This is a genomic window from Streptomyces sp. NBC_01320 (assembly GCF_035974375.1).
GTDB lineage: Bacteria > Actinomycetota > Actinomycetes > Streptomycetales > Streptomycetaceae > Streptomyces > Streptomyces yanii.
Genome location: NZ_CP108390.1, coordinates 7,600,369 through 7,620,342, shown reverse-complemented (window position 1 = coordinate 7,620,342; position 19,974 = coordinate 7,600,369). Strand labels below are relative to the sequence as shown.

Sequence of the window (19,974 nt, the reverse complement as noted above, 5' to 3'; positions counted from 1 at the left end):
GGCCCACCGGTCGGTCGGGGACCGACGCTCAGGTGAGGGTGAGCGTCAGCACGCCGGAGTACGTGCCGGTCGCGGTGTACGCCGGTACGTCCAGGGCGAGCCGGGCGTCGACGGTGAACTCACCGCCGGTGAACGCCCCGTTCGGGGTGGACGCCAGGGTGGCGCCCGCACTGCCGACCGAACCCTCGGATCCTGCGGCGCAGGTGCTCGGGCTCCCGGGCTTTGTCCCGCAGACCGGGGTCCAGCTGAGCGCGGAGGCGCCGATCGTCGCACCGCCGGGGCCGCTGAAGTCGGTGACCTTGCCGGTCAGGGACCAGCCCGCGGGACCACCGCGGAAGTCCTGGACCGTCACCGTCCGCAGGGAGCCGCGGGAGGCGCCGCCCGTGCCGAAGTCGACCGCCGACATCTCGACGGTGTCGCCGGCCTGGGTCATGGACAGGGTGCCCGCCTTGACGGACGAGGTGAGTCGCTGGCTGTCGCCGGGGATCTCCCCGCCACCGGTGACGGTGTACGCCTGTGGGCCCGCGCCCTTGTCGGCGTCCCAGCCGGAACCCTCGTACGCGACGATGCCGGTGGTCGCCGGATCGTTGACGGTGAGCTGTCCGGTGAAACCGCCGTGGCTGTCGGCCGTCACCGTGACCGTGTCCGCGGTCTGGGTGCCACCGGCCCGGCCCGCCAGGGTGACGTTCGCGCCCGCGGTGAACTTCGATCCGGTCACGGTGACCGGGTCGCCCGCCTTGCCGGAGGCCGTACCGAGCTGGATGGCACGCTCGTTGACCTGGCCGCCGCCGTTCGTCGCGATGACCGTCTGGGAGACGGGGGCGGGCGGGTTCGTCACCGTGCAGGGAGTGTCCAGCTCCATGATGTAGCTGGTGTGGATGTTGTAGTCGCCGGGCGAGAGCGTGATCTCACCCGGTGCGGTGACCGTGAAGGCGCCCGTCATGGAGAAGGACGGGAAGTTGCCCTTGCCGGGTACGGGGTCGTTCTTCTTGGGACCGGCGACGGTGACGCTGCCGCTCTGGGCGCCGCCGACGGTGACCTTGCCGGTCGGCGTCATGATGTCGGCGGGCAGGGCCAGATCGACCGGGTTGCTCGCGGCCGGCTTGACCACGGTGTACGTGACGTTGACCGTGTCGCCCACCTTCGGGGCGGCGTTGTCGACGCTGATCTGCGCCGTCGTCGTCCCGTCGATCGGCGGGATGCCCGCGATGGCCGGCGGGATGCAGTGCGTGGGGAAGTCCACCGCGACGGAGGCCGTCGTCAGGGCCTGCGCGGGGCCTGCGAGTACTCCTCCCCCGGTGACGACGAGCGCGGTGACGCCGAGCGCGGCGGCCCAGCGGCGCCTGCGGTCCGGGTGTCTTCGGGCGGCGGATCTTCGAATGGTCGGATGCGTGGTCGGACGCATGGAACCCCCTCCTGCGGGACGCGGCGCAGCGGCTCTTCTGCGCCGGCAGGGGGCCATTGATGGCTCCGGCCGAAAAGAAGTCAATGGCAGCGAAATGCCCCGACTGATGGGCCATCAGATGCTGTCAAGATCCCTGCTCCCAGGGATCCTGACGACATCCGAGGTCAGCCGGCCGTCACACTGACCCGCACCGCGCCGTCCGGTCCGGCCAGCAGGACCGGGGTCTGCGGCCCACCCAGGTCCCGCACCGCCGCGCGGTCCGCGTCCGACGGGGTCTCCGCCTCGGAGACGATCGCGGCCGCCTCCAGAGAAGTGGCGCCGCTGGCCACCGCCATCGCGACGGCGGTCTGCAGGGCGCTCAGCTTCAGCGACTCCAGCTGTACGGTGCCCGCGACATACGTACGTCCGGTCTCGTCCCGTACGGCCGCGCCCTCCGGCACACCGTTGCGGGCGCGGGCGCTGCGCGCCAGCGTGACGATCTTGCGGTCCTCGGCGCCGAGGTCGGTGCTCTCAGTCATGTGCCGAGCATACGAAGCGGACGGCCGGGAACCGCACGCGGGCGGTCACCCGGTACATCGAGCCGCGGCGGCCCTCCGGCGAGGCGAGCCACTGGAGCTCGGCCTCCGTACCGGTGTCCGGCCACGGTGCGTGCAGCACGATCGCCAGGTCCGGACGGGCCGGCTGGAGCTCCTTGCGGACCTGTCCGCCGGGCGCGACGTCGCGCTGCCCCGAGCGCGGTGAACTCGGGGCTCGCCGCCTTCGCCTCCGCGACGACGGCCTGGAAGCCCTCATCGTCCGGGCACTCCGAACAGGCCTCCGGAACTGGGCGTGGTCGCGGCAGTGGCGGCAGGCCTCCGCCACGCGTGACGGGCCACAGCCGGCCCCTGTGGAGGAGGAGCGGGCCCGGGGCGGCGCCCCGGGCCCGCCCGCTCTACCCCCGGTCCAGCCGCAGCCGCTCGGCCCGCGGCAACCCCGCCACCACCAAGTCGTACGAGTCCTCGATCAGCTCCCGCAGCAGGCGCCCCGGCACCCCCGACACCGTCACCGTGTTCCAGTGCCGTTTGTTCATGTGCCACCCCGGGGCGATCGCCGCGTACTTCTCCCGCAGCCGCACCGCATCATCCGGATCGCACTTCAGATTGACCGTGAGCGGCCGTGCGTCCAGCGTGCTGAGCGCGAACATCTTGCCGAGCACCTTGAACACCGAGGTCTCCGGTCCGAACGGAAACTCCTCGACGCTCGCGTTGAACGCCAGGCAGAACGCCCTCAACTCCTGCGGGGTCATTCCGCTGCTGCCTCGTCCGGCACCACCGGCTCCACCAGCACCGTGACGATCTTGTTCCGGCGCCCCGCCGGGGACTCCGCGGTCAGCCGGAGCCGACGCCCGTCGGGAAGATCGACGACCGCGGAAGCCCCGGCGATCGGCACCCGGCCGAGCGCCTTCGCCAGGAGTCCACCGACCGTCTCCACGTCCTCGTCGTCGAACGCGTCGAGCCCGAACAGCTCGCCCAGGTCGCCGATGTCGAGCCGGGCGGTCACCCGGAAGCAGCCGTTCTCCAGCTCCTGGACGGGCGGGAGCTCACGGTCGTACTCGTCGGTGATCTCCCCGACGATCTCCTCCAGGATGTCCTCGATCGTGACGATGCCCGCCGTGCCGCCGTACTCGTCGATGACGACGGCGACGTGGCTGCGGTCCTGCTGCATCTCGCGCAGCAGATCACCGGCGTTCTTGGTGTCCGGCACGAACGCCGCGGGACGCATCGCCGTGGAGACCGGATCGGCCTCCGACTCCCGGTTGATGTGCGTCTTGCGGACCAGGTCCTTGAGGTAGACGATCCCGACGATGTCGTCCTCGTTCTCCCCGGTGACCGGGATCCGGGAGAACCCGGAGCGCAGGGCCAGGGTCAGCGCCTGCCGGATCGTCTTGTACCGCTCGATGCAGACCAGGTCCGTCCGCGGCACCATCACCTCGCGCACCAGCGTGTCGCCGAGCTCGAAGACGGAGTGCACCATGCGCCGCTCCTCGTCCTCGATCAGCGACTCCTGCTCGGCGAGGTCGACCATCGCCCGCAGTTCCGCCTCGCTGGCGAACGGGCCCTTGCGGAACCCCTTGCCGGGGGTGAGCGCGTTGCCGAGGAGGATCAGCAGCTGGGGGATCGGGCCCATGATCCTGGCGAGCGGCAGCAGCACGTACGCCGCCGCCGTCGCCGTGTTCAGCGGGTGCTGCCGCCCGATGGTGCGCGGCGAGACGCCGATGGCGACGTACGACACGAGGACCATCACGCCCATCGCGACGGCCAGCGCCTCCCAGGTCTCCGGAAACTCCTTCAGGCACGCGTATGTGACGAGCACGCCGGCCGACATCTCGCAGGCGACCCGCACGAGCAGGGCGACATTGAGATAGCGGGTCGGGTCGGCCGCGACCTGTTCCAGCTTGTCGCTGCCGCGCCGCCCGGAGCGCACCGCCTCGGCCGCCCGGAAACTCGACGTGCGGGCGATGCCCGCCTCGGCGCAGGCCGCCAGCCAGCCGAACACGACCAGCAGAACGGCACCCAGGACGAGGGGGACGCTCACGAGACGGTGGGGGCGGGCGACGGACCGGTCAGGCCGTGCTCGGCGCGCCAGCCGTCCACGATCGCTGCCTGGAGACCGAACATCTCGGCCTTCTCGTCCGGCTCCTCATGGTCGTACCCCAGCAGATGCAGCACCCCGTGGACGGTGAGGAGCTGGAGCTCCTCGTCCATGGAGTGCCGGGTCTCCGCGTCCTCGCCCTGCTTCTTCGCGACCTCCGGGCAGAGCACGATGTCACCGAGGAGCCCCTGCGGGGGCTCCTCGTCGTCCTTCGCCGGCGGACGCAGTTCGTCCATCGGGAAGGACATGACATCCGTCGGACCCGGCAGGTCCATCCACTGGATGTGGAGCTGCTCCATGGCGTCGGTGTCCACCACGATCACCGAGAGTTCGGAGAGCGGGTGGATCCGCATCCGTGCGAGCGCATAGCGGGCGATGTCGAGGATCGCCTGCTCGTCGACCTCGGTTCCGGACTCGTTGTTGACGTCGATCGACATGGTGCGCTGCGACTACTTCCGTTTGTGGCTGTCTCGGTTGTCGTACTTCTCGTACGCGTCGACGATACGGCCGACGAGCTTGTGCCGGACGACATCCTGGGAGGTGAGCCGGGAGAAGTGGACGTCCTCGACCTGGTCCAGGATCTCCTGGACCTGACGCAGACCGCTCTTGGTCCCGTTCGGCAGGTCGACCTGGGTGACGTCACCGGTGACGACGATCTTCGAGTCGAAGCCGAGCCGGGTCAGGAACATCTTCATCTGCTCGGCGCTGGTGTTCTGCGCCTCGTCGAGAATGATGAACGCGTCGTTGAGCGTCCGTCCGCGCATGTACGCCAGCGGCGCCACCTCGATCGTGCCCGCCGCCATCAGCCGCGGGATCGAGTCGGGGTCGAGCATGTCGTGCAGCGCGTCGTAGAGCGGGCGCAGATACGGGTCGATCTTGTCGAAGAGCGTGCCGGGCAGGAACCCGAGCCGCTCCCCCGCCTCGACGGCGGGCCTGGTCAGAATGATCCGGCTGACCTGCTTGGACTGCAGTGCCTGGACCGCCTTCGCCATGGCGAGATACGTCTTGCCGGTACCGGCGGGTCCGATACTGAAGACGATCGTGTGCTTGTCGATGGCGTCGACGTAGCGCTTCTGGTTGAGCGTCTTGGGGCGGATCGTGCGACCGCGATTGGAGAGGATGTTCTGGGTGAGCACCTCTGCGGGCGTCTCGCCCTGCGGCTCCCCCTGCCCGTTGCCACTCGCCCGGAGCATGGCGATCGAGCGTTCCACTGCGTCCTCCGTCATCGGCTGCCCGGTGCGGAGCACGAGCATCATCTCGTCGAACAAGCGCTGAATCAGGGCGACATCAGCTGCGTCACCCGTGGCTCGGATTTCGTTGCCCCGGACATGAATATCGGCCGCCGGGAACGCCGTTTCGATCACGCGCAGCAGCGAGTCGCCCGATCCCAGGAGCATCACCATGGGGTGTGCGGCCGGAATCATGATCTGGGCACGCGCCTGCGGCTGTGTGGGTGTCTGCGTCATGGGCCGGCCCTCGGGCCTGCACATACCTCCCGTTGCAGGGTTCTCGCCGCTCGACAACCTCTGGACTTCCAAGCCTACGACTCCGCACGGACAACACCGAGGGCTTTTTCGCACACGATGCGAACGTCCGTGCCCACCTCACGCGAAGTGGCGGAAGCCGATCGTCGGTACGGCCCGGCGCAGCGGCCACGGCCGGGCGGCGGCGGGAAGCAGATGCTCCAGGAACGCGTACCGCTGGAGGGCCGCCGGATCCTGCCCGTCGCAGGTGCGGACCCGCTGCCACCAGGCGGCGACCTCCGCCCAGCCCGGCGCCGACAGGGACCCGCCGAACTCCTGGACGGAGAGCGCCGCGGTCAGTCCGGCGAAGGCAAGCCGATCGGCCAGCGGCCAGTCCGCCAGGGTGCCGGTGACGAATCCGGCGACGAAGACATCGCCCGCGCCGGTCGGGTCGAGGGCCTCGACCTCGATCGCGGGCACCTCGGCGGTGACACCGGTCTCCGCGTCCACCGCGTAGGCACCCTCCGCGCCCAGCGTGACGACGGCGAGCGGCACCCGTTCGGCGAGGGCGCGGGCGGCGGCACGGGGGCAGTCGGTACGGGTGTAGCGCATGGCCTCCTCCGCGTTGGGCAGGAACGCCTGGCAGTGCTGCAGGTCGGGAAGCGCGTCCAGGTCCCAGCGGCCGGTCTCGTCCCAGCCGACGTCGGCGAAGATCCGGGCGCCGTGCCGGGCCGCGACGGCAACCCACGGCTCGCTGCGGCCGGGCGTCAGCGAGGCGATGGCGGCGCGGGCGCGCGGCGGGCAGCGCGGGAAGGCCCGGTCCGCGTGCGAGGGGGTGACGGGCAAAGGGGCCTCGTGTCCGTGCGAGACCATCGTCCGCTCGCCCTCGTACGCCATGGAGACGGTCACCGGCGAGTGCCAGCCGGGGACGGTGTGCGACATCGAGAGGTCGATGCCCTCGCCCTGTTCGAGGGCGTCCCAGCAGTACTCCCCGTAGTGGTCGTCGCCGAACGCGGCGGCGAGCGAGGTGTGCAGTCCGAGCCGGGCCAGCGCGGTGGCCATATTGGCGACGCCGCCGGGGCTGGAGCCCATGCCGCGGGCCCAGGACTCGGTGCCGCGGACCGGGGCCCTGTCCAGCCCGGTGAAGACGATGTCGAGGAAGACCGTGCCGGTGAGGAACACATCGCAGTCCGGGTCCTGCGGGGCACGCAGCCCGTCCAGTGGGTCGATGCCTGGATTGTCTGTGCTCACCTTGCACTCCCCGGTCGTGGCAGATCCGGCCAGTGTGCCCGATTCCCCCTGCATCCGCGGTGGGTCCGTGCCGTCGCGCCGGGCGGGCGTGAGCCGGACCGGTGCCCGACGCGCCCCGGGGCCGCGCACACCCACACTGACCTGCATAAACATGCGCTGGTACCCACCCCATAAGGCAGCAAACATCAATGTGACCCAGATCACTCAGGGGCGCCTTTCGGTCGACTGTGCGCACTTGATACAAATTGGCCCGCACGCACTGTCGCGATCGACACCGACGAGTGCCACGTCCCCCTGCTGTACCTCCCCCCGCCTTCCCTGCCTCCTTCGGCATGTCTTCAGGAACGCCCATGTCCCCGCGCCCTCGCGCCGCGTGGCCCCTGGTCGCCGTGTTCACCGCCGGTTACCTCGCCGCCTATCTGCTCCCCACCATCGTCGGTCGGCTCTCCACCCATCTGGGCCTCAGCGCGGCCCAGGCGGGTCTGGTCGGCAGCGCACTCCTGCTGAGTTCGGCCACCGCCGGATTCACGCTGGCGGGCCGGGTCGAGCGGTACGGGTCGCAGAGACCGGCGCGGGCCGGACTGGCCCTGGCCATGGTGGGCTACGGCTGCGCCGCGCTGGCCGGTTCCGTGCCCCTCGTGGTCATGGGCGCGGTGATCGGCGGGCTCGGCTCGGGTACGGCGACGGCAGTGGCCGCGGCCGGTATCGCCGCACAGCGTGATCCGCACCGGACCTCGTCCCTGGGCCTGCTGAGCGTCTCCGCGACCGCGGGCGCCCTCTACCTGACGATCCCTCACCTGGGTGGCGGCCATCGGCTGCCGTTCGCCTCGATCGCCCTGGTCGCCCTGCTCGTCTGGCCCGCCACCGCGCGGCTCGGCGGCTCGGCGCCCACCGGTTCGACGGCGCCGGTGAGCGGCCGGCTGCCGCACCGCCGCTCCGGTCTGGTGCTGGCGGGCGGCATGCTCGTCTGGTCGATGGCACAGAACGCCCTGTGGGGGGTCAGCAGCCGGATCGGCGTGTCCCAGGCCGGGCTCTCGGAGGTCACCATCGGCGCGGTGTTCGCCGCCGCGCTCGGCGCCGGCCTGCTCGGCGTGATGGGCGCCGGAATGCTGGGCGCCAGACTCGGCCGGGCCGTCCCGATCGGTCTCGGCACCGTGATCATCGCGGGCAGCATCGTGCTCAGCTCGTCGGCCTCAGGACTCGGCTCGTTCGCCACCGGCGAGATCACGTGGAACACCGTCTACCCGGTGGTCCTGTCGTATCTGATCGGTCTGGCCGCGTCCCTGGACGTACGGGGCCGTTGGGCGGTCCTCGCGGGCTCCGCGTCGTCCGTCGGCGTGGCCTGCGGCCCGGTCCTCGGCAGTGTGCTGTCCGAGACGGCCGGCTACCCGGTGATGGGCCTGATCCTGGGCGCCGTGACCCTGCTGGTCGCCGCCCCGGTCACGGCCGTCGCGCTGCACACCGGCGGCCGTCCGCTGGTGCCCGGCTCCGTCCGCCGCCGGGGCGGCGCCCCCGCGGCGCTGCTCGCCGCGACCACCGGCACGCTGTCCGGCGCGGTGCCCAGGATGGGCGCGCCGGAACAGGCCGTCACGGAGATCAGCATGCCCGCGCTGCGCCGCAGGCGCCTCGGCAGGAACGCGTTCCGGACGGCCGGTCCGTCGGGCGCGGACGGTCAGAGCCTGCCGGGTGACCTCTGATCGGGCGGACGAAGGTCACCCGGCAGGCTCTCAGTCGAACGCGTACGCCTCGACCTCCGACAGGTAGCGCGACCTGCGCTCCTCGTCGTGGTCGAGGAAGGCCGCCTCGAAGGAGTTCCGGGCCAGCGTGCGCAGCTGCTCACGCTCCAGTCCGAGCGCCTCGTGGACAGCATGGAAGGTGTCTCCCACATATCCGCCGAAGTACGCGGGATCGTCGGAGTTCACCGTGCAGAGCAGCCCGGCGTCCAGCATCGCCCGCAGCGGGTGCTGCTCCAGGGTGTCGACGGCGCGCAGCCGTACGTTGGACAGCGGGCAGAGGGTGAGCGGCACCCGGTCGGCTGCGAGCCGCTTCACCAGGTCCGGGTCCTCCAGGCAGCGCAGCCCGTGGTCGATGCGCTCGACCCCGAGAACGTCGAGCGCCTCCCTGATGTACTCCGGCGGCCCCTCCTCTCCGGCGTGTGCGACCTTCCGCAGCCCGAGCGCCCCGGCCGCCTCGTACACCTCACGGAACTTCGCGGGCGGATGCCCGACCTCCGCCGAGTCCAGGCCGACGGCGCTGATCCGGTGCAGATACGGCTTCGCGGCGTCGAGGGTCTCCAGGGCCGATTCGGCGGACTGGTCGCGCAGGAAGCACATGATCAGCTGGGTGGAGATGCCATGGGTCTCCTCGCTGCGGTCGAGCGCCCGGCCGAGTCCTTCGACGACGGTGCCGATCGGAACGCCGCGGGCGGTGTGCGCCTGCGGGTCGAAGAAGATCTCCGCGTGGCGGACGCCCTGGGCGGCCGCGCGGGTGAGGTAGGCGTCGACGAGCTGCTCGAAGTCCTCCTCGGTGCGCAGGACGGCCATCAGCGCGTAATAGAGGTCCAGGAAGGACTGCAGATCGTCGAAGAGATAGGCGGTGCGCAGCTCTTCGGTGTTCGCGTACGGCAGCTCCACGCCATTGCGCTCGGCGAGGGCGAAGGCCAGCTCGGGTTCGAGGGTCCCCTCGATGTGGAGGTGGAGTTCTGCCTTGGGGAGATGCACGGGTTGCTCGCTCACTCTTGCTACTGGTTACTGCTGCTGTTGATGTCGGCTCGGGACGGGAACGCTGATCAGGTCCTGGGCGATGGTCAGTTCACCCTCGAACCCGGCGGCGCGGGCCTGCGTGGCGAAGACATCCGGATCCCCGTACCGCTGCGAGAAGTGCGTCAGCACGAGATGCCGTACGCCCGCCTCCCGGGCCACCCGGGCCGCCTGTCCGGCGGTGAGATGGCCGTGGTCGGTGGCGAGCCGTTCGTCCTCGTCGAGGAAGGTCGACTCGATGACCAGCAGGTCGCACCCCTCGGCGAGCGTGTACACGCCGTCGCAGAGCCTCGTGTCCATGATGAACGCGAAGCGCTGCCCGCGCCTGCGCTCGGAGACGTCGTCCAGGCCGACGCCGCCCAGCGAGCCCTCGCGCTGGATCCGTCCGACGTCCGGCCCGCTGATCCCGTGCTCGGCGAGCCGGTCGGACAGCATGCGCCGCCGGTCGGGCTCGACGAGGCGGTAGCCGTACGACTCGACGGGGTGGGAGAGCCGGTGGGCGTGCAGGGTGTATGCGGCGGTCTCGGCGAGGACCCCGTCGGCCGCGACCGGGGCCTCGGTCAGCTCGACGGATTCGCGGTAGGCGGTCGCGTACCGCAGCCGGTCGAAGTACTGCTGCCCGCTCGCCGGGTAGTGCGCGCTCACGGGGTGCGGGACCTGGTCGAGATTGATGCGCTGGATCACCCCGGCAAGGCCGAGGGAGTGGTCGCCGTGGAAGTGCGTGACGCAGATCCGGTTGATGTCGTGCGCGGCGACACCGGCGCGCAGCATCTGGCGCTGGGTGCCCTCGCCGGGGTCGAAAAGAATGCCCTCGCCGTCCCAGCGCAGCAGATAGCCGTTGTGGTTGCGGTGTCGGGTGGGGACCTGGCTGGCGGTGCCGAGGACGACGAGTTCGCGTACGGACATGAGTGTGGCGGCCTGCGATTCGGGGGGTTCGGCGTTATCCGGGCGGCCACTGCATTCCGCGGCCGCCCAGGACGTGGGCGTGCGCGTGGAAGACGGTCTGCCCGGCACCGGCGCCGGTGTTGAAGACGACCCGGTAACCGGTGTCGGTGATCTTCTCGTCGGCGGCGACGTGCCCGGCCTCGCGCAGTATGTCGGCGGCGATCTGCGGCTCGACGGCGGCGAGGGTGGCGGCGTCGCGGTGGTGGACGCGGGGGATGACGAGGATGTGGGTGGGGGCCTGGGGGTTGATGTCGCGGAAGGCGACGGTCGTCTCGGTCTCGCGGACGATGGTTGCCGGGACGTCTCCCGAGACGATCTTGCAGAACAGGCAGTCGGGCTGCGGTTCTCCCGCCATGGCCGGGCTCCTCGGTCGCGTGGTTGATCCGTACACGGGCATGCTATCGGGCGCAGTTGCCCCGCTCCCGAAACCGGGGGGGCGGAGCCCAGGCCCCGGGAACGGGCGGACAGTGGAACGAGGACCTTTCCCCGGATCGGGCCGGATCCGGGGAAAGGCCCCGGCCCCCTACCCCGGCAGACCCGGTGCCGTCTTCGCCGGGCTCTCCGCGAGCCCCTCCAGCGCGATCCGGATCGCAGCGTCCAGCTGCGGATCCCGCCCCGCCGCGTGGTCCTGCGGCGCCATCACGACCTCCACATCCGGGTCCACACCGTGGTTCTCCACACCCCAGCCGTACCCCTCCAGCCAGAACGCGTACTTGGGCTGCGTGACCAGCGTGCCGTCGACCAGCCGGTACCGGCTGTCGATGCCCACCACGCCGCCCCACGTCCGCGTACCGACCACCGGCCCGATCCCGAGCGCCTTGATCGCCGCGTTCACGATGTCGCCGTCCGAACCGGAGAATTCGTTCGCCACGGCGACCACCGGACCGCGCGGCGCGTCCCCGGGGTAGCTGTACGGCTGCATGCCGCGCGGCAGGTCCCAGCCGACGATGCGGCGGGCCAGCTTCTCCACGACCAGCTGCGACGTGTGACCGCCACGGTTCTCCCGTACGTCCACCACCAGCCCCTCACGGGCCACTTCGACCCGCAGGTCCCGGTGGAGCTGCGCCCAGCCGGAGCCGACCATGTCGGGGACGTGCAGGTAGCCGAGGCGCCCGCCGGAATGCTCGTGCACGTACGCCCGTCGGTCGGCCACCCACGCGTGGTACCGCAGCGGCTCCTCGTCCGCGGTCGGCACGACGACGACATGACGCAGGTTGCCGCCGTCCGCCGGCGCGACGGTCAGCTCGACCGGCTTGCCCGCCGAGCCGGTGAGCAGCGGCCCGGGCCCGGTCAAGGGGTCGATCGCCTGCCCGTCGACGGCGAGGATCGCGTCCCCTGCGCGGACCGCGACGCCAGGCGCGGCGAGCGGCGAGCGGGCTGCCGGGTCGGACGTCTCGGACGGCAGGATCCGGTCGATGCGCCAATGGCCTTCGTCCGTACGGGAGATGTCGGCTCCGAGCAGCCCCTGCCGACTCGCGTCGTCGTGCCGGCCGCCCGGCGGCGTCACATACGCGTGCGAGGTGCCGAGCTCCCCCTGCACCTCCCAGAGCAGGTCGACGAGGTCGTCATGGGTGGCGACGCGCGCCAGCACCGGCCGGTAGCGGTCGAGGACGCCGTCCCAGTCGACGCCGCCCATGTCGGGCCGCCAGAAGTTGTCGCGCATGATGCGGCCGGCCTCGTCGTACATCTGGCGCCATTCGGCGGCCGGTTCGACGGTCCGGCGGATCCGGGAGAGGTCGACGGCGACGTTGTTGTCGCCGCCGCCGTCGTGGTCGTCGTCGGAGCCCGCCGGGACACGGCTGTCGGCGGGTACGACGCGCAGCTTGCCCCGGGTGTGCAGGACCAGCCGCTTGCCGTCGCCGCTGACGGCGAACCGGCTGACGTCGGAGGCGAGTTCGTCGCTGTGCAGCTTCTCCAGGTCGTACCGCTCCAGGACGGTCTCCGGTCCCCGGGAGTCCGGCGTCGCCCCTGCGGTACCGAGCACGCCCGTCACCGGGTGCCGCAGCCACAGCAGTCCGTCCTTCGCCGCGCGCAGCGAGGAGTAGCGGGCGGCCTCGACGGGCAGCGGCACGATCCGGTCGGCGAGCCCGTCGAGGTCGATCCGGGTGACGGGCAGCGCGGTGGGGTTGTCCTGCTCTGCGTCGCCGGAGCTCTTCTCCTTCTCGGCCGGGCGGCCGTGGCGCTGCGGCCCGAACGGGGAGGGCGTGGTGGCGGCGAGCGTCAGCAGGTGCGGCCGGCAGGCGCCGACGAAGGCAAGGTCGAAGACATGCGCGTCGTAGACCGGGTCGAAGGCCCGCTCGGAGAGGAAGGCGAGGTGCTTGCCGTCGACGGTGAACGCGGGGGCGTAGTCCCGGAAACGGAGCGGCGTGGCCTCGGCGACCGACAGATCGGCGAGGTGCGCGAGTTTGAGCTGGCTCAGCGGCTCGGGCCCGGGGTGGGACCAGGCGAGCCATGCCGAGTCGGGCGAGAAGACGAGCCCGGAGGCGTCGCCGTGCTCGCTGCGGTCGACCTCGTGGACCTCGCCGCTCTCCCGCTCGACGATCAAAATCCGGCCGTCGTGCGAGGCGACGGCGAACCGGCTGCCGTCGGCGGCCGCCGCCAGGTCGAGCACCCTGCCGAGCCGGCCGGCGGCCAGTCGGCGCGGTGCGGTGCCCGGGGCGGATCCGGTGGCGGGTGCGCACTCCAGGGCGTCGTCGCCCTCCGCGTCGGTGACCCAGACGACGTGCTGTTCGCCGTCGGCCTGGAAGGTACGGGGCAGTCTGGCCCGTACCCCGGGTTCGACGGCCAGTGCGCGGGCCGGGCCCTCGCGGTGGGTGACCCAGTGGACGGCGCCGCGCGTCCCGACGGCGCTGCCGCGGCCGGTACGGTCCGGGGACGCCGAGTCGAGGTGGCTCCCGGCGTGCACGGAGTGCGGCTGCAGGTCGGCGCGCTGTCCGCCGAGGCGGATGTCGAGACGGCGGGGTCCGGCCCCTTCGAGGTCGTCGAGCAGCCACAGTTCGCCGGCCGAGGCGTAGCTGACGCGGGTGCCGTCGGTCGTCGCGTGGCGGGCGTAGAAGCCGTCGGCCTCGGTGTGCCGGCGAAGGTCGGAGCCGTCGGGGAGCGAGGAGTAGAGCGCGCCGACGCCTTCGTGGTCGGAGAGGAAGGCGAGACGGTCGCCGACCCACATCGGGCATTCGATGTTGCCGTCGAGGCCCTCGTGGATCCGTACGAAGTCCGCGATGCCGTCCGGCCCCTGGCCTTCCCCGGATGCCTGCGCGAGCCACAGCTTGCCCGCCGTGCCGCCCCGGTAGCGCTTCCAGGTGGCGGCCTCGCGCCCCATGGTGGCGGAGAGCAGCAGGACCCGTCCGCCGGGTCCGTACGCGAGGGAGCCGACCGGTCCGTACGGCAGGGTCCGCGCGGGCCCGCCGTCGACCGGGACGGCCCGGGCCCAGCTGCGGCGGAGCGACACCTGCCCCTGGGTGCTGGTGACCAGGACGTCGCCCTCGGGGGTCCAGCCGCGTACGGTGGTCCGCGCGTCGCCCCAGTAGGTCAGCCGCTTCGAAGGGCCTCCGTCGACGGGGGCGAGGTGCACCTCGGGGGCGCCGTCCCGGGTGGATGTCCAGGCGATGTGGGTGCCGTCGGGCGATATGTGTGGCTGGCGGACGGGCCGGTTGTCGGCGCTGACCCGCCAGGCCCGGCCGCCGTCCAGCGGCGCCAGCCAGACATCGTCCTCAGCGGTGAAGGCGATCAATTCGCCCTGGACATGGGGGTACCGGAGATAGGCAGGCTGTGTCACATCGATCACCCTAGGCCGCGGTCGTGCTCCGGGGAACGGGGTTGGCCGGAGTCCGCCCCCTGTCCGCGTGTCGGATGCACTCACTTGCCCTGGGCATACTCGGTCACCGTGACGGTCACGGTCACGGTGACGGTCGGCCGGACGCCGCCACCACCGCTTCCACCACCGGCACCGCCCGTCGGCCGTGTCACGCCCCCGGTCGAGGGGGCGGCGTCACAGTTGCCGAGCACATCGGCCCGCAGGACGGTCCTGTCGCCGACCTTCCCGGTCAAGTCCCCCCGCACACAAAGCCCGTTGACCTCCTTCGTGACCTTGCCGGCGAGCGTGACGTCCTTGCCGCCCGCGGTCCGGCCGCGGCAGTCGACGTGCGCCACCTGCCGCACGGACGCGGAGGGCGAGGCCGAGGACGGCGTCGTACCGCCGCCCTCGACCTCGGCCGTGCAGTTCAGCCACTGCACATCGACCCCTTTGCGCTCCAGCGCCCCGGTGCCGGCCCGGTCGGTGGTCAGGGCGACGGACGCGGAGTTCATCCCGTCGATCGGCTCACAGGCGACGGCCCCCGCAACCGCCGCACCGACGAGGCACAGTACGGCCGGAATGCGATGGGTCCGGCCGCGACCCCATGGACTCGATGCCCTCAATGTCCCCATACGTGGCAGGGTCCCACCATTCCCCTACGGCGCGGTAGACCGCTTGCAGCCACACCGGGCATGCTGTATACGGTCGTTACGCCCAGCGGCCGGTGCGCCCCAGCAGCAGCGCCGTCGCCGCGGTACCCGCCGTCGAGGTGCGCAGGACGCTCCGGCCGAGTCGGCAGGTCCGGGCGCCCGCCTCGGCGAAGGCCGCCAGTTCCTCGGGCGACACACCGCCCTCGGGGCCCACGACCAGGACGATCTCGCCCCCTGCGGGCAGTCCGACGGTGGCCAGCGGCTCGCTGTCGTACCCCCGGTCCTCGTGCAGGACGGCGGCGAAGTCGGCTGTGGCCAGAAGTGCGGCAACCTGTTTGGTCGTCAGTGCGTCCGTCACCTCCGGGAATCGCACCCGGCGCGACTGCTTGCCCGCCTCGCGGGCCGTGTTCCGCCACTTCGCGAGGGCCTTGAGACCGCGGTCGCCCTTCCACTGGGTGATGCAGCGCGAAGCCTGCCACGGCACGATCGCGTCGACGCCCGTCTCCGTCATCGTCTCGACGGCGACCTCGCCGCGGTCGCCCTTGGGGAGCGCCTGGACCACGGTGATGCGGGGCGTGGGACGGGGCTCCTCGTGGACCGTGCAGAGGTCCGTCACCACCAGCCGGTCCTTGCCCTCGGCGGCCCGCACGATCCCTTCCGTCCACCGGCCGTGCCCGTCCGTCAGGACGACGTCCTCACCGGCCTGCAGCCGCTTGACCGAAACGGCGTGCCGCCCCTCGGGACCGTCCAGGACGAACTCGGGCCCGGCGGGGACCTGTTCGACGACGAAGACCGGTGCGGTCACTGCGTGCTCCTTGTGCTCAGTGCCGCGTGTGCGGCGTCCAGTTCTTCGGCGAGCAGCTCGACCAGCCGGCCGGCCGGCAGCTCGCGCGCCATGCGGTGGCCCTGGCCCGCCCACAGAGCCATGCCCTGCGCGTCCCCGGCCTTGGCCGCGGCCTTGCGCAGCCCGCTGGTGACATGGTGCACCTGCGGGTAGGCGGCGGGGGCGTACGGGCCGTGCTCGCGCACGAAGCGGTTGACGAGGCCGCGGGCGGGGCGCCCGGAGAACGCCCGGGTCAGGGCCGTCCGTACGAACAGCGGGTTGGTCAACGCCTGCTTGTGCAGCAGATGGGCGCCGGACTCGGGGCAGACCAGGAATGCCGTGCCGAGCTGCGCCGCCTCCGCGCCCGCCGCGATGACCGCCGCGATCTGGGAGCCGCGCATGATGCCGCCGGACGCGATGAGCGGCAGCTGGACGGTCTCCCGGACCTGGGCCACCAGGGAGAGCAGCCCCGTGCCGGTGTCGTCGATCTGCGGGTCGTCGCGGTGGGTTGACTGATGGCCGCCCGCCTCGACGCCCTGGACACAGATCGCGTCGGCGCCCGCCCACTGGGCGGCCTGGGCCTCCTCGGGCGAGGTGACCGTCACGACGGTGTACGTACCGACTCCGGCGAGCGCGTCGAGGGCGTCGCGGGTAGGGCAGCCGAACGTGAAGGAGACCACCGGAACGGGGTCCTCCAGGAGGATCGCGAGTTTGGCCTCGTAGCCGTCGTCACCGCTGGAGTCCGGGTCACCGAGCGGGGTCTCGTACCAGGCGGCCTCACCGGCGAGTTGGTGCCGGTACACCTCGACGGCGCTCGGGTCGGCGAGGTTCGGCTGCGGCATGAAGAGGTTGACGCCGAACGGCTGACCGGTCATTCTGCGCAGCTGTTTGATCTCGTTGTACATGCCGTCCGCCGTCTTGTACCCGGCGGCCAGGAAGCCGAGTCCACCGGCTTCGGCAACGGCCGACACGAGCTGCGGACAGGACACGCCGCCCGCCATCGGGGCCTGCACGACCGGATACCGGTAGAGATCGGTCAACGCGGATGACATGACCGCATCGTGTCACGTCCGGTGCACCCTGCCGAATCAGCCACGGCACGGCCGGAGCGGTATACGCGGAACGCCGTAGCGCCCGCCGGTCCGGGGACGGGCGGGCGCTACGGCGCAAGGGAAAAGCGGGGTGCGGACGGTCCTCAGCGGCCGTTGAACGCATCCTTCAGGCGGGAGAAGAGTCCCTGCTGCCCTGGCTGGAACTGACCGGTGGGCCGCTCCTCGCCACGCAGCTTCGCCAGCTCCCGCAGCAGTCGCTCCTGCTCCGGGTCCAGCTTCGACGGGGTCGTCACCTCGACGTGCACGATCAGGTCGCCGCGTCCGCCGCCCCGCAGATGCGTGATGCCGCGGCCGTGCAGCGGGACCGACTGGCCGGACTGGGTGCCCGGCCGGATGTCGACCTCCTCCAGGCCGTCGAGCGTCTCCAGCGGCACCTTCGTGCCGAGCGCGCCCGCCGTCATGGGGATGGTGACCGTGCAGTGCAGATCGTCGCCGCGTCGCTGGAACACCGTGTGCGGCAGCTCATGGATCTCGACGTACAGGTCGCCGGCCGGGCCGCCGCCGGGGCCGACCTCGCCCTCGCCCGCGAGCTGGATGCGGGTGCCGTTGTCGACACCGGCGGGGATCTTCACGGTGAGCGTGCGCCGCGAACGGATGCGGCCGTCACCGGCGCACTCCGGGCACGGGGTCGGCACGACCGTACCGAAGCCCTGGCACTGCGGGCAGGGCCGCGAGGTCATGACCTGGCCGAGGAACGACCGGGTGACCTGGGAGACCTCGCCGCGGCCGCGACACATGTCACAGGTCTGGGCGGAGGTGCCGGGTGCGGCACCCTCGCCGCTGCAGGTCGTACAGACGACGGCCGTGTCGACCTGGATGTCCTTGGTGGTACCGAACGCCGCCTCGGCGAGATCGATCTCCAGCCGGATCATCGCGTCCTGGCCGCGCCGGGTGCGCGACCGCGGTCCGCGCTGCGACGCCGTGCCGAAGAACGCGTCCATGATGTCGGAGAAGTTACCGAAGCCACCCTGTCCGAATCCGCCCGCGCCACCGCCGCCGGAGGCGGACAGCGGGTCGCCGCCGAGGTCGTAGACCTGCTTCTTCTGCGGGTCCGACAACACCTCGTAGGCGGCGTTGATCTCCTTGAACCGCTCCTGGGTCTTCGGATCGGGATTGACGTCCGGATGCAGCTCGCGTGCGAGCCGCCGGAAGGCCTTCTTGATCTCGTCCTGAGATGCGTCGCGGCGCACGCCGAGAACGGCGTAGTAGTCCGTGGCCACTTACGACTCCGCCAGGATCTGTCCGACGTAACGTGCCACTGCGCGTACCGCTCCCATCGTTCCGGGGTAGTCCATGCGGGTCGGTCCGACCACGCCGAGTTTGGCGACTGCCTCGTCGCCCGAACCGTAGCCGACCGCGACGACGGACGTGGAGTTGAGCCCCTCGTGGGCGTTCTCGTGCCCGATACGTACGGTCATGCCCGAGTCCTTGGCCTCGCCGAGCAGCTTCAGCAGCACGACCTGCTCCTCCAGTGCCTCCAGCACCGGCCGGATCATCAGAGGGAAGTCGTGCCCGAAGCGGGTGAGGTTGGAGGTGCCGCCGATCATCAGCCGCTCCTCCGTCTCCTCGACGAGGGTTTCGAGCAGGGTGGAGAGCACGGTGGACACGGTTCCCCGGTCCTCGCTCTCGAAGGATTCCGGCAGGTCCTGCACCAGCTGCGGGACGTCCGAGAACCGGCGTCCCACGACCCGGCTGTTGAGCCGGGCCCGCAGATCGGCGAGAGAGGTCTCACCGAACGGCGCGGGACAGTCGATCATGCGCTGTTCGACCCGGCCGGTGTCCGTGATCAGCACGAGCATCAGCCGGGCGGGCGCCAGCGACAGCAGTTCCACATGCCGCACCGTGGACCGGGTCAGCGAGGGGTACTGCACGACGGCGACCTGCCGGGTCAGCTGCGCGAGCAGCCGTACGGTGCGGCCCACGACGTCGTCGAGGTCGACCGCGCCGTCGAGGAAGTTCTGGATGGCCCTGCGCTCCGGCGACGACAGGGGCTTGACCCCTGCGAGCTTGTCGACGAAGAGCCGGTAGCCCTTGTCCGTCGGGATGCGACCCGCGCTGGTGTGGGGCTGGGCGATGAAACCCTCGTCCTCCAGCACAGCCATGTCGTTGCGGACGGTGGCCGGGGAGACCCCCAGCCTGTGCCGCTCGGTGAGCGCCTTGGAGCCGACGGGCTCCTCGGTGCCGACATAGTCCTGGACGATGGCGCGCAGCACTTCGAGTCTGCGTTCGCTGAGCATGGCGCACACCTCCAGCTGTGTTTCCTCGGTGGTTCTGGTCGATCTACGGTGATTCCTGGCACTCGATGCGTACGAGTGCCAGCGATCCCCCGCCAGTGTACGGCGGCCGGGTGGGGCCCTAGCAAGGGCGACCGGCCACGCTACCCCGAGACTGTGCAGGTCGTTGCCGATAGCGTCTCCGCATGGACGCGTCTTGGGAAGACTTCGGCTGGGAGCGACTGGGCAACGGTGTGGGCCGTCGGAGGCTCCCCGGGTGGGATGCCACGGTCGCACTGGTGGTCGGAGCGGAGGCGGCCCTGCTCTTCGACACGGGATCGACGCTGCGCGAAGGGGTGGACATACGGACCCAGGTGCAGGCCATGACCGGCCGGAGGGTGACGCATATCGCACTCAGTCACCCTCATTTCGACCATGTGCTCGGCACCGCGGCATTCGCCGGGGCGGAGGTGTACGGCGCGATCGGCACGGCCGCTCTCCTGACCGGCGGTGCGGACGACCTGTACGCCGACGCGGTACGCCAGGGGGTGTCCGAGGAGGACGCGGCGCAGGCGGCGGACGTCCTGGTGGCGCCGCACCACCAGGTGTGCGACGAATGGACGCTCGACCTGGGCGGCGGCCACCAGGTGCTGCTGGCGAACGTGGGCCCCGCCCACACCGGCCACGATCTCGTCGCCCTCGTGCCCGGCTCCCCGGCCGTGGTCCTCTGCGGCGACCTGGTCGAGGAGTCGGGCGAACCGCAGGCGGGCCCGGACGCGATCCCGTCGCGCTGGCCGGCCGCGCTGGACCGGCTGCTGGCGCTGGGCGGCGAGGACGCAATATACGTACCCGGGCACGGGGCCGTCGTGGACGCGGCGTTCGTACGGGCACAACGCGACCGGCTGTCCGCCGCCTTCGGCGTGTCGTGA

18 protein-coding genes and 1 pseudogene are annotated in these 19,974 nt (G+C 71.4%); 2 read left to right on the top strand and 17 right to left on the bottom strand.

Features of this window, described 5'->3' with window-relative positions; all coding sequences use genetic code 11:
- Positions 1-28: 28 nt before the first annotated feature.
- The 8 genes and pseudogenes from OG395_RS34580 to OG395_RS34545 form a co-directional block, all read right to left on the bottom strand.
- The gene (locus OG395_RS34580) at positions 29-1,405 is read right to left on the bottom strand and encodes a beta-xylosidase (RefSeq protein WP_327246423.1); all 1,377 of its coding nucleotides are present in this window, start codon (positions 1,403-1,405) and stop codon (positions 29-31) included.
- A gap of 164 nt (positions 1,406-1,569) precedes the next feature.
- Positions 1,570-1,923, bottom strand: coding sequence for a cytidine deaminase (locus OG395_RS34575; protein WP_327246422.1), 354 nt, complete (start codon positions 1,921-1,923; stop codon positions 1,570-1,572).
- Positions 1,916-2,219: pseudogene (locus OG395_RS34570) on the bottom strand (hypothetical protein); the annotation flags it as partial. The gene OG395_RS34575 and the pseudogene OG395_RS34570, both read right to left, overlap by 8 nt.
- A 117-nt stretch (positions 2,220-2,336) precedes the next feature.
- Positions 2,337-2,690 (bottom strand): MmcQ/YjbR family DNA-binding protein, encoded by a 354-nt coding sequence (locus tag OG395_RS34565; protein ID WP_327246421.1) that lies wholly within the window; start codon positions 2,688-2,690, stop codon positions 2,337-2,339.
- Positions 2,687-3,979 carry a hemolysin family protein gene (locus OG395_RS34560; RefSeq protein WP_266985828.1) on the bottom strand — a complete coding sequence of 431 codons (1,293 nt, stop codon included), beginning with the start codon at positions 3,977-3,979 and terminating at the stop codon, positions 2,687-2,689. Before OG395_RS34560 ends, OG395_RS34565 begins: the two co-directional genes overlap by 4 nt.
- Entirely contained in the window at positions 3,976-4,473 is a 498-nt protein-coding gene (gene ybeY, locus OG395_RS34555) for an rRNA maturation RNase YbeY (protein WP_072483570.1), read from the bottom strand. Before ybeY ends, OG395_RS34560 begins: the two co-directional genes overlap by 4 nt.
- Before the next feature lie 12 nt (positions 4,474-4,485).
- A complete protein-coding gene (locus OG395_RS34550; protein ID WP_266985825.1) occupies positions 4,486-5,502 on the bottom strand; it encodes a PhoH family protein in 1,017 nt (338 codons plus the stop codon).
- 138 nt (positions 5,503-5,640) lie between these two features.
- On the bottom strand, positions 5,641-6,750 hold the full coding sequence (locus tag OG395_RS34545) for a carbohydrate kinase family protein (protein WP_327246420.1): 1,110 nt from the start codon (positions 6,748-6,750) through the stop codon (positions 5,641-5,643).
- A 350-nt stretch (positions 6,751-7,100) separates the two neighbouring features.
- Here OG395_RS34545 and OG395_RS34540 point away from each other — a divergent pair, with 350 nt between their 5' ends.
- Positions 7,101-8,447 (top strand): MFS transporter, encoded by a 1,347-nt coding sequence (locus OG395_RS34540; RefSeq protein ID WP_327246419.1) that lies wholly within the window; start codon positions 7,101-7,103, stop codon positions 8,445-8,447.
- Between the two features lie 30 nt (positions 8,448-8,477).
- Here OG395_RS34540 and OG395_RS34535 read toward each other — a convergent pair whose 3' ends face one another.
- From OG395_RS34535 to hrcA, 9 genes are all read right to left on the bottom strand, one after another.
- Complete coding sequence (locus OG395_RS34535; RefSeq protein ID WP_327249548.1) at positions 8,478-9,470, bottom strand: adenosine deaminase; 993 nt, start codon at positions 9,468-9,470, stop codon at positions 8,478-8,480.
- A 27-nt stretch (positions 9,471-9,497) separates the two neighbouring features.
- Positions 9,498-10,415, bottom strand: a complete 918-nt coding sequence (locus OG395_RS34530) for a ribonuclease Z (protein ID WP_327246418.1) — start codon at positions 10,413-10,415, stop codon at positions 9,498-9,500.
- Between the two features lie 34 nt (positions 10,416-10,449).
- Positions 10,450-10,809 (bottom strand): histidine triad nucleotide-binding protein, encoded by a 360-nt coding sequence (locus tag OG395_RS34525; protein WP_327246417.1) that lies wholly within the window; start codon positions 10,807-10,809, stop codon positions 10,450-10,452.
- Positions 10,810-10,977: 168 nt separating this feature from the next.
- On the bottom strand, positions 10,978-14,229 hold the full coding sequence (locus OG395_RS34520; RefSeq protein ID WP_327246416.1) for a S41 family peptidase: 3,252 nt from the start codon (positions 14,227-14,229) through the stop codon (positions 10,978-10,980).
- An 80-nt stretch (positions 14,230-14,309) separates the two neighbouring features.
- Entirely contained in the window at positions 14,310-14,759 is a 450-nt protein-coding gene (locus OG395_RS34515) for a hypothetical protein (protein WP_327246415.1), read from the bottom strand.
- 196 nt (positions 14,760-14,955) lie between these two features.
- Positions 14,956-15,702, bottom strand: coding sequence for a 16S rRNA (uracil(1498)-N(3))-methyltransferase (locus tag OG395_RS34510; protein WP_327246414.1), 747 nt, complete (start codon positions 15,700-15,702; stop codon positions 14,956-14,958).
- Positions 15,699-16,772, bottom strand: coding sequence for a nitronate monooxygenase (locus tag OG395_RS34505; RefSeq protein WP_327246413.1), 1,074 nt, complete (start codon positions 16,770-16,772; stop codon positions 15,699-15,701). Before OG395_RS34505 ends, OG395_RS34510 begins: the two co-directional genes overlap by 4 nt.
- 143 nt (positions 16,773-16,915) lie before the next feature.
- Positions 16,916-18,052, bottom strand: a complete 1,137-nt coding sequence (gene dnaJ, locus OG395_RS34500) for a molecular chaperone DnaJ (protein WP_327246412.1) — start codon at positions 18,050-18,052, stop codon at positions 16,916-16,918.
- The gene (hrcA, locus tag OG395_RS34495) at positions 18,053-19,069 is read right to left on the bottom strand and encodes a heat-inducible transcriptional repressor HrcA (protein WP_327246411.1); all 1,017 of its coding nucleotides are present in this window, start codon (positions 19,067-19,069) and stop codon (positions 18,053-18,055) included.
- Positions 19,070-19,251: 182 nt separating this feature from the next.
- Here hrcA and OG395_RS34490 point away from each other — a divergent pair, with 182 nt between their 5' ends.
- On the top strand, positions 19,252-19,974 hold the full coding sequence (locus tag OG395_RS34490) for an MBL fold metallo-hydrolase (RefSeq protein WP_327246410.1): 723 nt from the start codon (positions 19,252-19,254) through the stop codon (positions 19,972-19,974).

Bases quoted from the DNA above. Each gene is read 5' to 3' on its own strand.
- OG395_RS34580 (WP_327246423.1), bottom strand. From the start codon at position 1,405: ATGCGTCCGACCACGCATCCGACCATTCGAAGATCCGCCGCCCGAAGA.
- OG395_RS34575 (WP_327246422.1), bottom strand. From the start codon at position 1,923: ATGACTGAGAGCACCGACCTCGGCGCCGAGGACCGCAAGATCGTCACG.
- OG395_RS34565 (WP_327246421.1), bottom strand. From the start codon at position 2,690: ATGACCCCGCAGGAGTTGAGGGCGTTCTGCCTGGCGTTCAACGCGAGC.
- ybeY (WP_072483570.1), bottom strand. From the start codon at position 4,473: ATGTCGATCGACGTCAACAACGAGTCCGGAACCGAGGTCGACGAGCAG.
- OG395_RS34550 (WP_266985825.1), bottom strand. From the start codon at position 5,502: ATGACGCAGACACCCACACAGCCGCAGGCGCGTGCCCAGATCATGATT.
- OG395_RS34540 (WP_327246419.1), top strand. From the start codon at position 7,101: ATGTCCCCGCGCCCTCGCGCCGCGTGGCCCCTGGTCGCCGTGTTCACC.
- OG395_RS34530 (WP_327246418.1), bottom strand. From the start codon at position 10,415: ATGTCCGTACGCGAACTCGTCGTCCTCGGCACCGCCAGCCAGGTCCCC.
- OG395_RS34525 (WP_327246417.1), bottom strand. From the start codon at position 10,809: ATGGCGGGAGAACCGCAGCCCGACTGCCTGTTCTGCAAGATCGTCTCG.
- OG395_RS34515 (WP_327246415.1), bottom strand. From the start codon at position 14,759: ATGAACTCCGCGTCCGTCGCCCTGACCACCGACCGGGCCGGCACCGGG.
- OG395_RS34505 (WP_327246413.1), bottom strand. From the start codon at position 16,772: ATGTCATCCGCGTTGACCGATCTCTACCGGTATCCGGTCGTGCAGGCC.
- hrcA (WP_327246411.1), bottom strand. From the start codon at position 19,069: ATGCTCAGCGAACGCAGACTCGAAGTGCTGCGCGCCATCGTCCAGGAC.
- OG395_RS34490 (WP_327246410.1), top strand. From the start codon at position 19,252: ATGGACGCGTCTTGGGAAGACTTCGGCTGGGAGCGACTGGGCAACGGT.